The organism is Rhodanobacteraceae bacterium, from assembly GCA_024234055.1.
Taxonomy (GTDB): Bacteria; Pseudomonadota; Gammaproteobacteria; order Xanthomonadales; family SZUA-5; genus JADKFD01.
Genome location: JACKOW010000005.1, coordinates 164,065 through 176,557, shown reverse-complemented (window position 1 = coordinate 176,557; position 12,493 = coordinate 164,065). Strand labels below are relative to the sequence as shown.

The 12,493-nt window shown below is 64.6% G+C and carries 8 protein-coding genes; 4 read left to right on the top strand and 4 right to left on the bottom strand.

Features of this window, described 5'->3' with window-relative positions; all coding sequences use genetic code 11:
- Window positions 1–119 precede the first annotated feature (119 nt).
- On the top strand, window positions 120–3,002 hold the full coding sequence (locus H7A19_11230; protein MCP5475398.1) for a diguanylate cyclase: 2,883 nt from the start codon (window positions 120–122) through the stop codon (window positions 3,000–3,002).
- A gap of 70 nt (window positions 3,003–3,072) precedes the next feature.
- Here the strand turns inward: H7A19_11230 and H7A19_11225 are convergent, their stop codons facing one another.
- Window positions 3,073–5,361: a S9 family peptidase gene (locus H7A19_11225; protein ID MCP5475397.1), complete on the bottom strand. Its 2,289-nt coding sequence runs from the start codon at window positions 5,359–5,361 to the stop codon at window positions 3,073–3,075.
- Between the two features lie 72 nt (window positions 5,362–5,433).
- Here H7A19_11225 and H7A19_11220 point away from each other — a divergent pair, with 72 nt between their 5' ends.
- From H7A19_11220 to H7A19_11210, 3 genes are read left to right on the top strand one after another with little or no spacing between them, the layout of a single operon-like run.
- Window positions 5,434–5,640, top strand: coding sequence for a hypothetical protein (locus H7A19_11220; GenBank protein ID MCP5475396.1), 207 nt, complete (start codon window positions 5,434–5,436; stop codon window positions 5,638–5,640).
- A complete protein-coding gene (locus tag H7A19_11215; protein MCP5475395.1) occupies window positions 5,630–7,225 on the top strand; it encodes a peptide ABC transporter substrate-binding protein in 1,596 nt (531 codons plus the stop codon). Before H7A19_11220 ends, H7A19_11215 begins: the two co-directional genes overlap by 11 nt.
- On the top strand, window positions 7,222–8,142 hold the full coding sequence (locus H7A19_11210; GenBank protein MCP5475394.1) for an ABC transporter permease: 921 nt from the start codon (window positions 7,222–7,224) through the stop codon (window positions 8,140–8,142). Before H7A19_11215 ends, H7A19_11210 begins: the two co-directional genes overlap by 4 nt.
- Window positions 8,143–8,350: 208 nt before the next feature.
- Here H7A19_11210 and H7A19_11205 read toward each other — a convergent pair whose 3' ends face one another.
- The 3 genes from H7A19_11205 to H7A19_11195 form a co-directional block, all read right to left on the bottom strand.
- Window positions 8,351–9,016: a response regulator transcription factor gene (locus tag H7A19_11205; protein ID MCP5475393.1), complete on the bottom strand. Its 666-nt coding sequence runs from the start codon at window positions 9,014–9,016 to the stop codon at window positions 8,351–8,353.
- A 441-nt stretch (window positions 9,017–9,457) separates the two neighbouring features.
- Window positions 9,458–11,398, bottom strand: coding sequence for an acetate--CoA ligase (gene acs, locus H7A19_11200; protein ID MCP5475392.1), 1,941 nt, complete (start codon window positions 11,396–11,398; stop codon window positions 9,458–9,460).
- Window positions 11,399–11,806: 408 nt separating this feature from the next.
- Window positions 11,807–12,304: a transposase gene (locus H7A19_11195; GenBank protein MCP5475391.1), complete on the bottom strand. Its 498-nt coding sequence runs from the start codon at window positions 12,302–12,304 to the stop codon at window positions 11,807–11,809.
- Window positions 12,305–12,493 lie beyond the last annotated feature (189 nt).

The window sequence follows — 12,493 nt, the reverse complement described above, 5'->3', positions numbered from 1 at the left end:
GATCGTTGCAGGTCGCCCAATTGCGCGGCGCGCGCTAAAGTCGCATCGTGCACCAGAGCTATTCCATCCTGGCCCCCGGGGACCTCATGTCAGGCAGTGGCCACATTGCGCCAGCCCACGTGAAGCGCGCGATTGCGCTTGTACCCGGTGTCTGGGTATGCCTGCTGCTGATGCTGCTGCTCGCCAGCGCCGCGGTGATGGCCGAAGACTGGGTCGGCCAGCCCAGCATGAGCCGCTACACGCCAGCGGACACCGATGCCAATCCCTTCAGCTTTTCGGTGCTGCCCCTGAAAAGCGGCGAGGTATTCGTCGGCAATGGCGATGGTGTGCTGCGCTACTTCGGCAAGCGTTGGCAGCTCATCAAGCTTCCAGGATCAGGTGCCGCGCGCTCCCTCGCGCTGGGTCGTGATGGCCGCATCTACGTGGGTGGCTACCAGCATTTTGGCGTGCTTGAACGCAAACCCGACGGCCGCTATCGCTTCGATAGTCTCGATCGCTTGTTCGTGCCGGAGGCGGCGGGCGCCCCCCTGGGGGAAGTCTGGGACACGCTGGCCACGGATGATGGCGTCTGGTTCACCACCAACCTGCAGCTCTTCTTTGCCGGCTACCAGGGCGAACGGCTCACGATTGACCTCCCCGGACGGCTGCAGACCTCTTTCGCCATTGACGGATCGCTGGTGGTGGCCTTGAGCGACCATCAGGTCTATCGCGTTCGCGACGGCCAATTGATGCCCTGGTTCAAGGCGGCTGCCGGCCTGCGAGGACTGGTAGCTGCCGGAGCCGACGAGTTTCTGCTGCTTGACAGCGATGGCCTGATGTTTCGGGTGAAGGGGGGCGCATTGCGGCCTCAAGCTACTGCCGCCGACACCCAACTGCGCAGCGGGACACCTTACGTGATGCTGGAGCTTCCCAGTGGCGGCTATGCCATTGGTCTGCTCAGCGGCGAGATTCTGCGGCTGAGCGCGGACCTCAGCCGGTTCACGACCTGGCGCACGGGTTCGGCCCCGGTGATCGCTCTGGCCGTCGATCGAGAGAATCATCTGTGGGCCGCCACGGAGGCGGACATCGTCCGCTTGTCGCTCTCCGATGCCTGGTCGCTGCTCGATCGCAGCAACGGCCTGCGCGGACCGGTCAGTCATGCGGCGATCTATCAGGATCGGTTGTACGTCTCCACGTCGGTCGGACTGTACGGCGCCTGCCGCGATGCCGGGGGCGGCCTGAATTTCGACGTGCTGGCGCTCAATTCCAAGGAGGTCAATGATCTGGCGGTCACGCCAGCAGGACTGCTGATCGCTGCGCGGGACGGCATCTACCTGTGGCGAAATCAGCGCCTGAGCACGCTGGACGAAGACGTCCTCGGTTGGCGCTTGTTCCCTTCCAACGTGGTGGAGGGCAGGATCTACGCGGTCGAGGACACCGGATTGATCGTACTCGACAGAGCCGGGGACAGCCTCGAGGTCACTCAGCGTTTTTCCGATCCGTCCTTCCGCTTCGACGAGATCTCGGAGGCCGCCGACGGCAGCTTGTGGGTCGATCGTTTCCTGGCGAGTCCGATGCACTTCGCCATGAGCAGCAGCGAGCACCATCTTCAGGACCCCGAGCCGATCACGCTGGCGCCGGGCAGCGATCCTGAAGACAGTGCTGCGGTGATGAATCTGGATGGCACGCCGCTGATCTCCACCGACCGGGTTCTCTATCAGTGGGACGGCTCGCAGTTTACGGCCACGGCTTCCCACCCCCTGATCAGCATCGATCTGGCACCAAGTTCCGAGTTGCGCCTGCGCCATTGTGCCGATGGCAGCGTCTACGCCTTCACTGGCCGTCGCCTAGCACGTCGCGACGCCAATCCTGCGCACGCCTTCGAGGAACTCCATCCCATGGCCGGCGGCACCCGCGGCATCGTCGACGTGCAGTGCGCCGGATCCGACCGTCTGGTCTGGATCGGCACCTGGAACGGCATGGTCCGTTTCGACCCGAGCGTCGCGCGCACGGAGATCGAGCAGGAGCCGCCGCGCATCGAGAGCGTGCGCAGCGATGTCGTTGAGGGCGGCGTGCATTGGCATCCGATCCAGGCGGGCGAGGACCTCAGGCTCAAGCGTTTCCGCCAGATTCGCTTCGAGTACGCCAGTCCGGCGCTGTCGGCGAGCCCGCGTTACCAGTCGCGCCTGCTGGGTTATGACCGCGACTGGACCGATAGCGACAGCGAGGGCGTGCGCGAATTCAGCACCTTGCCGCCTGGCCGCTATCGTTTCGAGGCGAGAACCATCGATGCTGGCCTTGCCGGCCCGCCGCTGAGCTATGAGTTCACGGTGCTGCCCGATTGGTACCAGACATGGTCTGCCAGATTGGTGGCCGTCATCGGAATGTTCGCGGTCTTTGCCTTTTTGCTCCGCTGGCGCTCAGGGCGACTGGAGCGTCGCAATCAGGAACTGGAAGCCTTGGTTTCCGAGCGCACCGAAGCGCTGAACCAGCGCAGTATGCAGCTGGAAGCGGCCAACAAGCGCCTGTCGGAACTCGCGGACCTGGATGGCCTGACCGGAGTGGCCAATCGCCGCAAACTGGAATTCGAGCTGGAGGAAGCCTGGGCTGCCGCGCGTGCTGCCGATGCCCATCTCTCGCTCTTGCTCATCGATGTCGATCACTTCAAGCAGTTCAACGACACCTTCGGCCACGCGCTCGGCGACGAGCGCCTGAAAGCCATCGCCGGGCGCCTCTCAGGCTGGGTCGGACCGGGCGAACTGCTGGCGCGCTATGGCGGCGAGGAATTCGTGTTGCTGATGCCAGGATCCTCGATAGACGTTGCCCTGGAGCGAGCCGATGCCATTCGCCGCGATGCCCGTCAGACCGGCCAGGATGGCGCCCGCAGCAGCATCTCCATCGGCATCGCCGAGCGCATCCGTCACAAACCCGCGGATCAGGCGCAGCTGTTCGAATATGCGGACCTGGCCCTGTATCGGGCCAAGAACGCGGGGCGCGATCGGGTGGAGGTCTATACGGAGTAAGGCGAGGGCACGCAAGAGCAGGTTCCGGCGAGCTCTTGATTCTTCGTGCCCTCCTGCCCTCGTGCTCCTACTACTTGCCCTTCAGCCGCAGCTGCCGGTCCAGCCAGTCGGCCATCGAATTGAACACATGCTTGCGCACCGCGGCGCTCTGGTTGATGCCGTGCTTGCCGCCGGGGTAGGTCATCAGATCGAACCGGGTGCCGCGCTGCTGCAGCTCTGCCATCAGCTGGGTGGAATGGGTGAACAGCACGTTGTCGTCGGCCATGCCGTGAATCAGGTATAGCGGACTTTTCAGACCCGCCAGATGCGGGAACAGCGAGCTGGCGTCGTAGGCTGCCTTGAAGCGCCCGGGATCATCCATGTAGCGCTCGGTGTAATGGGTGTCATACAGGCGCCAGTCGGTGACCGGCGCCACGGCCACGCCGGCGGCGACCGGTCCTGAGTGCTTGGCCAGCATCATCAGCGTCATGTAGCCGCCGTAGCTCCAGCCGAAATAGCCGATATGGGCCGCGTCGACAAAGGGCTGTTCCGCCAGCCAGCGCACACCGACCATCTGATCGGCCACTTCCGGGCCACCCATGCGCCGGAAGATGGGGGATTCGAACTTCACGCCACGCCGGGCGCTGCCGCGATTGTCGAGCGTGAACACGATATAGCCGCGCTGCGCCATCACCTGATCGAACAGACCCCAGCGGCTATCCCAACTGCGTTGCACGTACTGCACATGCGGACCGCCGTAGACCCGGATCAACACCGGGTAGCGCTTGCTTTCGTCGAAGCCGAGCGGCTTGATCATGCGGTAGTAGAGAGTCTGGCCATCCTCGGCCTTGAGGCTGCCGAATTCCGGCGCCAGGTGCGATTTCAGATAGGGGTGGTAGGGGTGCCCCTCCTCGACCTTGTTGGCTTCGAGTACCGCCAGTTCCTTGCCGCCGGCCTCATGCAGCCGCACCTGCGGTGGCGTGTTTTCGTTGGAATAGGTATCCACGAATACCTTGCCGTCGTCGCTGAACACCGCTTCGTGCCAGCCGTTGTAGAGCGTGACCCGGGTGGGTGATCCGGGTGTGGTGGTGTCCAGCGAGTTGAAATACACGTGTTTCTCGCGCGGATCATCGGCATTGCCGCTGAAATAGACTCTGCGCAGTTTCTGATCGACCGCCAGCAGATCTTCCACCACCCAGGGACCACTGCTCAGCGGCCGGATCAGGCTGCCGTCGATGGCCCGCAGCTCCAGATGCTGATAGCCGCTGAGCTCGCTGCTCCAGACAAAGCTCTGGCCGTCATCCAGCACCTTCAAGTTGTTGTGCAGATTGACCCAGGTCTCGCTGGCCTCGGTGTGGATGACGGCGCCCACGCCAGATTCGGCTTGCGCCAACATCAGATCCAGCGTCCGCTGATCGCGACTCTGGCGCTGCAGCAGCAGTGATTTGCCGTCAGGCAGCCAGTTCACTCGCGCCAGATAGATGTCGCGGTTGTCGCCGAGATCGATTTCGACCGCTTCCTCGCTGGCGAGTGGGCGCACGTACAGGCGCACTTCGGCGTTGGCCTTGCCGGCGGCGGGGTAGCGCTGTTCGATGACTTCAGTGCGGTCGGCATAGATCTCGAAACGCTTCTCCACCGCCACCGGGGCTTCATCAACCCGGGCGTAGGCGATGGCGCTGTCATCCGGCGCCCACCAATAGCCGCTGTAGCGCCCCATTTCCTCCTGGGCCACGAACTCGGCCATGCCGTAGCTGACCGTGCCGGAGCCGGCCGGGCTGACCCGGGTTTCGGTGCCGCTGTCGATCTCGATGGCATACAGGGTGGCATCACGCACAAAGCTGACGTAGCGCCCCTTGGGCGAGAACTTGGGGTCGGTGGCGAAGCCATCGGCGGCCTGGGTCAGGGTCTTGACCGCATCCTGCTTCGCATCGATCCGATAGACGTACAGCGAACCGGCGATGGGGAACAACAACTGTTTGCCATCGGCGGACCACTGGTATTCAACGATGCCCGAGGTGCCGGCGATGCGCATGCGCTCGCGGCGAGCCTTTTCGGCGTCCGACAGCTGCTCGGCGCCACCGCCAGTCAGACTGGCCGAATCCACCAGCAGGCGCGTCTGCTTGCTGGGGACATGGTATTCCCAGAGGTCGAAGACGGTCTGGTCCTCACTCTTTCCGCGCAGGAAGGTGACGCGTTTGCCGTCCGGGGACAGCTTCAACATCCGTGGAGACGGTCCCGACAAGGCAGGGTCCTCGAACAATCGATCGATGGTCAGGGTTTCGGCAGCAATCACGGGCAGGGCACCGAGGGCTAGCAACAGGAGAAGAAGGCTACGCACGGCGGGTGGCTCCGGCGGTGGGGGCTCGATTGTATAGGGCATCGCAGCGCGGGCGCTCGCATTGATCGGCAGCACACGGAGTAGACTCGGGTTTTGCCTGCCCGGAGTTCCAGCATGAAGCGCATGGCCCTGTTGTTTCCAGTGATGGTGCTGCTCGCCGCCTGTGGTTCCGATGCACCGCCGCCGCCCGCCGAGCCGCAGGAGCCGGTCAAGACCGTGCTCGACGACCAGCTCAAGACCATCGACAAGGCCAAGGGCGTCGAGGACATCGGCATGGACCACAAGCGTCAGATCGACGAGCAACTGGACAATGCCGATTGACGATCGGCGCCAGCGCTGGCGCCTCTGGCCAGCACTCGCCCTGATCCTGTTGCTGTCTGGTGTCGCGCCGCTGGCGGCGCGTACTCTGGAGCGCGGCAATGGCCCCGAACCCGACACGCTGGATCCGCAGCGCGCCCAGGGGCTGTCGGCGCAGCAAATCCTGCGCGATCTGTTCGAAGGGCTGATGCGCGACGACGCCACGGGCGAGTTGGTGCCCGGTGCGGCCGAGTCCTTCGAGATCAGCGCCGACGGACTGCGCTATCGCTTCCGTTTGCGGGCCGATGGGCGCTATGCCGATGGTAGTGCGGTCACAGCCGCCGACTTTGTCTACGCCCTCAACCGAGCACTGGATCCGGCCACTGCCGCGCCCTCGGCAGCGATGCTGCTGCCCATCGTCGGTGCCGAAGACAAGTTGCGCGGCAAGGCGGTGGAGCTCGGCGTGCAGGCGCTCGACCCACAGAATCTGGAAATCCGTCTGGCCACGCCGCGCAGCGACTTTCTGCGGCGGTTGGCGCTGCCGATTGCCATGCCGGTGCAGCGCGGTGCCATCGACGAATACGGCGGCGGGTTCACCCGTCCCGGGCGCCTGGTCGGCAATGGCGCCTATCTGCTGGATGCCTGGACCCCGCAATCGACCATCGAGCTGGCCGCCAATCCCCACTATCGCCGCGCCTCGGCGGTGGCGATAGCCAGCGTGCGCTATCACGTGACCGAAGATGCGGCCCAGGAATTCAAGCGCTTCCAGGCTGGCGAGCTGGATCTGACCGAGACCCTGCCACCGGGTCAGCTGCAGCGGCTGCGCGAGCACTATGCCGACCGCCTGCTGATTGCGCCGGCCTACGCCACCTTCTATCTGGGCTACAACCTGCGCGCACCCAAACTGGGACAGCACCACGACTTGCGCGAAGCGCTGTCACTGGCGATAGATCGCGACGTCCTGGTGCGCTACATCACCGGCAACGGCGAGGTTCCCGCCTACGGACTGATTCCCGCCGCTGCCGACCCGGCGGTGGTCTACGCCGGTGCCGATCTCGCGCCAGCGGCCCGCTTGCAGCGGGCACAACAGCTGTATGCGCAGGCCGGGTATTCCAGCACTGAGCCGCTGGAGATCGAGCTCCGCTACAACACCAGTCTGGCCAACCGTCGACTGGGATTGGCGGTGGCGGCGATGTGGCGCGAAGCGCTGGGCGTGCGCACGCGGCTGCGCAACGAGGAGTGGAAGGTCTTTGTGCAGACCCGCAGGGCCGCCGTGCTGACCCAGGTGTTCCGCGGCGGATGGTTTGCCGACTACGCCGATCCGCTGAATTTCCTGGAGCCGTTCAGCAGTGGCAATGCCCTGAACTACAGCGGCTACAGCGATCCCTTGTTTGATGCCGACCTCGCCCGCGCCGCCGCCACCACCGGTCCCGAGCGCGAGCAGGCGCTGCGGGCGGCCGAGCAGCGGCTGCTCGATGCCCACGCCTTGATTCCGCTCTATCACTACAGCGCCAAGCATCTGCTCAGCCCTGATCTGTGCGGCTATCGCTCGCATCCGCTCGATCATCATCCCAGCGAGTTCCTGCGCTGGTGCGAGGCGGCGCCGTGAGACTTCTGGGTTCCCTGTTGCTGCGCCTGGCCACCACCGCCCTGACGCTGCTGGCGCTGCTGGTCCTGTGCCTGGCGCTGCTGCGGGCCGTGCCGGGCGGGCCCTTTGATCAGGAGAAGCTGGCACCGCCCGAGGTCCAGGCGGCGCTGGCCGCGCGCTATCGTCTGGATCAGCCTTTCTGGGTACAGGTCAGCGACTATCTGGGCCATGCGCTGCGCGGTGATCTCGGGCCCTCTTTCCAGTACAGCGACTACAGCGTGCAGGAGCTGATTGCGGGAGCGGCGCCGATCACGCTGACGCTCGGTGGTCTCGCGGCCCTGCTCGCCATCGCTTTGGCGGTGCCGGTCGCCTGCGGTCTGGCGTTGCGACCTGCCGGCCTGCGCGTGGCGTCCTGGGCCTCGCTGCTGGCGCTGGCGGTGCCGAAGTTCGTGCTGGCACCGCTGCTGGTGCTGCTGTTTGCACTGCAACTCGGTTGGCTGCCGGCGGCGGGATTTGGCTGGGATCAGCCACGCACCTGGGTGTTGCCGGTGCTGAGTCTGGCACTACCCCAATTTGCCGTGTTGTTGCGCGCCCTCGCCGAAAATCTGCGGGCGGCGCTGGACAGCCCGCCGGTGATCGCCGCCCAGGCGCGGGGCTACCCGCCATCGCGGGTGATCTGGCGGCATGCCCTGCCACTGGCCCTGCTGCAGACGCTGGGGTTTCTGGGGCCGGTGCTGATTGCCCTGCTGACCGGCTCGGCCATCATTGAAATGGTCTACTCCATCCCGGGTCTGGGCCGCTATCTCGTTGCTGCCGCGCTCAATCGCGACTACACCTTGCTGATCGGATCGGTGCTCACCGTCGCCGTCATCGTGGCTCTGGTGAATCTGCTGATCGACGCGCTGCAGTGGCTGCTGGACCCGCGGCTGCGGACTTGAGGTCCCGACCTGCCCGCACGCTCAATAAGCAGTTTGTCCGCAAAGGACGCCAAGGACGCAAAGGAAAGAGACATCCACCAGATGCGGGTGTAGCAGCGGAGGGTGTTTTCGGCTAATTGTGATTTCTTCGCTCTACTTGGCGTTTTTTGCGTCCTTTGCGGACAAGTCTTTTGATTCATTCGTCGAATTTGCGTTCATCCTGGCGCAATCATTCCTCGATGACATTCACCGAGCGCGCGGCTTCCGGGTCCACCGCCATGCGGCTGGCCATGGTGACCGCCATGGTGCGGTTGTGGGCGCCGAGCTTGCGCAGGATGGCGGTGACATGGGCCTTGATGGTGGCTTCGGTCACGTCGAGATCGTAGGCGATCTGCTTGTTGAGCTTGCCCTCACAGAGCATGGTCAACACCCGGAACTGCTGTGGCGTGAGTTCGGCCAGGCGTTTGGACAGCTCGCGCTCGGCGTCATCGAGTCGCACCGCGCCATGGGCGAAGGGATCGAAGGTCTCTCCATCGATCACCGTGTTGAGCGCCCGTTGAATCAGGTCGGCGTCAGCCGATTTGGGGATGAAACCCGAAGCGCCGTGTGCCAGTGCCCGGCGGATCACCATCGGTTCCTCGCGGGCCGAGACCACGATCACCGGCAGTGCCGGACGGGTGGCGCGGATATGCGCCAGCGCCGAGAAGCCGTGCGCACCGGGCATGGTCAGATCCAGCAGCAACAGATCGGCATCCGGATGCGCATCGATCAGGGCCAGCAGTTCTGCAACGTTCTCGGCTTCGGCAATCGTCGCCGCCGGCTGCGCCCGTTCCACCGAGCGGCGCATGGCCTCGCGAAAGAGCGGATGGTCGTCTGCGATCAGGATGGTGGACATGGCAGCCAGAAAATGAGGAGGCGAGGCCAATTCCATCATGTTTTGTACTTCAGTGCTTGGTACGGGGGACAGCCGGCCCTCTGTGGCAGCGGACTTCGGCCGCGACCTGGGCTGCGGTGTTTCGCAAACCGTCATCGCGGACGAAGTCTGCTCTCACCAAACATTCGCTAACTCATTGATTCATGGGTTTGAAATGAAAGGGGTAGGGGGCAGGGGTCCAAGCTCGACGCATGATCTGACGGTGCCGCGACGTGGGTCCCCTGCCCCCCGCCCCCTGCCCCCTGTTTGATGCGCGAACAAGCGCATCAAACAGGGGCGACTGGGACTCTCACAGCGAGAAGCAACCAGACAAGTCTCGACCCACCAGAGCTCGCACCGTGCGAGCCTTTCCCGTGCCCCGTGCCCCGTGCCCCGTGCCCCGTGCCCCGTGCCGCGTGCCAGCTACCGCACCAGCCGCTCTGCCACCAGGTTTGCCACCACGCCCGGATCGGCCAGCGTGGAGATGTCGCCGAGCTGCTCGTGTTCGTTGGCGGCGATCTTGCGCAGGATGCGGCGCATGATCTTGCCTGAGCGGGTTTTCGGCAGGCCGGGGGCCCACTGGATGTAGTCGGGTGTGGCAATCGGGCTGATTTCCTTGCGCACATGCTCGCGCAGTTCCTTGCGCAGTGCCTCGGTAGGCTCCACCCCGGTCTTCAGCGTGACGTAGACATAGATGCCCTGACCCTTGATGTCGTGGGCGCAGCCGACGACGGCGGCCTCGGCCACGGCCGGGTGCGAGACCAGCGCGCTTTCGATCTCGGCCGTGCCCAGACGGTGGCCGGCCACATTCAGCACGTCATCGACACGGCCGGTGATCCAGTAATAGCCGTCCTCGTCGCGTCGGGCGCCGTCGCCGGTGAAATAGGTGCCCGGGAAGGTTGTGAAATAGGTTTCGATGAAGCGCTTGTGGTCGCCATAGACCGTGCGCATCTGTCCCGGCCAGCTGTCCAGCAGCACCAGATTGCCCTCGACTGCCCCTTCGAGCTGGTGACCCTCGGCATCGACGATGGCTGGGCGTACGCCGAAGAAGGGCAGCGTGGCCGATCCCGGCTTCTGGGCGACGGCACCGGGCAAGGGCGTGATCAACATGCCGCCGGTTTCGGTCTGCCACCAGGTGTCGACGATTGGACAGCGGCCGTCGCCGACCACCCGGTGATACCACTCCCAGGCCTCCGGATTGATCGGCTCACCGACGGTTCCCAGCAGGCGCAGCGACGCGCGCGAACAGCGCTTCACCGGTTCCTCGCCCTCACGCATCAGTGCGCGGATGGCGGTCGGCGCGGTGTAGATGATGGTGATCTGGTGCTTGTCGACCACCTCCCAGAAACGCGAGACATTCGGGTAGTTGGGGATGCCCTCGAACATCACCGAGGTGGCGCCGTTGGCCAGTGGTCCATAGACCACGTAGCTGTGTCCAGTGACCCAGCCGACGTCGGCCGTACACCAGTAGACATCGTCCTCGCGCAGATCGAACACGGCCTCGTGCGTAAAGCTCACCCATACCAGATAGCCACCCGTGGTGTGGAGCACACCCTTGGGTTTGCCGGTGGAACCGGAGGTATAGAGGATGAACAAGGGATCCTCCGCGTTCATGCGCTCCGGCTCGCAGGTCTCCGGCTCGTCGGCAACGATGTCGTGGTACCAGAGATCGCGGCCGTCCACCCAATCGACCGGGCGCCCGGTGCGTTTGACCACGATCACCTTCTGCACGGTAGCCGTGGCCGGATTCTTCAGCGCTTCATCGACATTGGTCTTCAGCGGCACGATGCGACCGCCGCGCAGGCTCTCGTCGGAGGTGATCACCACGGTGGACTGGCAATCGTCGATGCGGCTGACCAGCGCATCGGGTGAGAAGCCACCGAAGACGATGGAGTGCACCGCACCGATGCGGGTGCAGGCCAGCATCGCCACCGCGGCTTCCGGAATCATCGGCAGATAGATGGTGATGCGATCGCCCTTCTTGACGCCCAAGCGGCGCAGGGCATTGGCCATCTTGCACACCCGCGCATGCAGTTCGCGATAGCTGAGTCGCAGGCTTTCCTCCGGATTGTCGCCCTCCCACAGGATGGCCGTCTTGTCGCCACGACTGGCCAGATGCCGGTCCAGACAGTTCACCGACACGTTCAGCTCGCCGTTCTCATACCAGCGGATGCGGAAATCCTCGGTCCGGTAGCTCACATCCTTGATCTGGGTGGGGAAGGTGTACCAGTCGAGTCGTCTGGCAGCTTCACGCCAGTAACTTTCCGGGTCGGCAATCGACGCCTCATATTGCGTGCGATAGCTCTCGGCGGTGAAACGCGCCTTGGCGGCGAATGCTTCAGGAACCGGATACAGAGTGGCCATGTTGTCCTCCCGAACAGTGTGATTGACGCTTGGAGCAAGCTTAGCCGAGCACGCTGCCGCCCGGGTCCGACTTTGGTCGCGGACTAGACCAAAGTAGGCGTCTCGCTGTGCCCCACGCGGCCGCCGGCGCGAAATCGTGCGACGCGAGAACCAATCACCACGCGCGCCGGAGCCGCGCTACGTTCGGGGTAGGCCGGGTCCTCGCGTCCGTGTGCTGTGGCTGGGCGAGAGCGCTGATACGCGAGGCGCCCGGCAGTGCCCCTCGCGGCCGCCGGCGCGAAATCATTCGTGGCGAAAACCGATCGCCACGCGCGCCGGAGCCGCGCTACCTCCGGGGTAGGCCGGGTCCTCGCGTCCGTGTGCTGTGGCTGGGCGAGAGCGCTGATACGCGAGGCGCCCGGCTGGGGCCTACTCGGAGCCCGTATCGTCGCGGATGGTCTTCGGCTGCTCCCCGGCACCCCATCCCTCAAGGTACTGCCCTCGTTTGAGGAAGGCACCGAGCGATGACCACCGATATTTCGCCGGGTCACCTACCACTCGGTGCTTGCACGGATTGAAGTGGATGTAATCCAAGTGGGCTTGCAGGTCCTGATCGTCACGGATGATGTGATCGTAGAAGCGCGGCTGCCAGATCGACGTCTGCTTGATTCGGAGCAATAGTCGTTGTTTCAGGCGACCGACGGCAGTCGACAGGCTGGGTACGCAGGCGCCGAGCAACAAATGCACGTGGTTGTCGAGAATCACCCACGCATACAGTTTGAAGTCGCCTTCCGAGCGCAATTCACGCAAGGTCGAAAGCACAGCCTGTTTGCGACGTTCGGCGGCCAGATGTGGCTCCCGATTCCGACAAACCAGAGTCACGAACACAGGAGCGCCCAGAGGGTCATAGCGGCGGACATTGCGCATTGCCGTAGATTATCGCAGTCGGTCATTCCCACGCGGCCGCCGGCGCGAAATCGTTCGTGGCGAAAACCGATCGCCGCGCGCGCCGGAGCCGCGCTACGTTCGGGGCGGTGCCCCTCGCGGCCGCCGGCGCGAAATCGTTCGTGGCGAAAACCGATCGCCCCGCGCGCCGGAGCCGCGCTACCTTCGGGG

What these genes read in the sequence shown, in the direction of transcription:
- H7A19_11225 (MCP5475397.1), bottom strand. Translation starts at nt 5,361, where the DNA reads ATGCCCTATACAATCGAGCCCCCACCGCCGGAGCCACCCGCCGTGCGT.
- H7A19_11220 (MCP5475396.1), top strand. Translation starts at nt 5,434, where the DNA reads ATGAAGCGCATGGCCCTGTTGTTTCCAGTGATGGTGCTGCTCGCCGCC.
- H7A19_11215 (MCP5475395.1), top strand. Translation starts at nt 5,630, where the DNA reads ATGCCGATTGACGATCGGCGCCAGCGCTGGCGCCTCTGGCCAGCACTC.
- H7A19_11205 (MCP5475393.1), bottom strand. Translation starts at nt 9,016, where the DNA reads ATGTCCACCATCCTGATCGCAGACGACCATCCGCTCTTTCGCGAGGCC.
- acs (MCP5475392.1), bottom strand. Translation starts at nt 11,398, where the DNA reads ATGGCCACTCTGTATCCGGTTCCTGAAGCATTCGCCGCCAAGGCGCGT.
- H7A19_11195 (MCP5475391.1), bottom strand. Translation starts at nt 12,304, where the DNA reads ATGCGCAATGTCCGCCGCTATGACCCTCTGGGCGCTCCTGTGTTCGTG.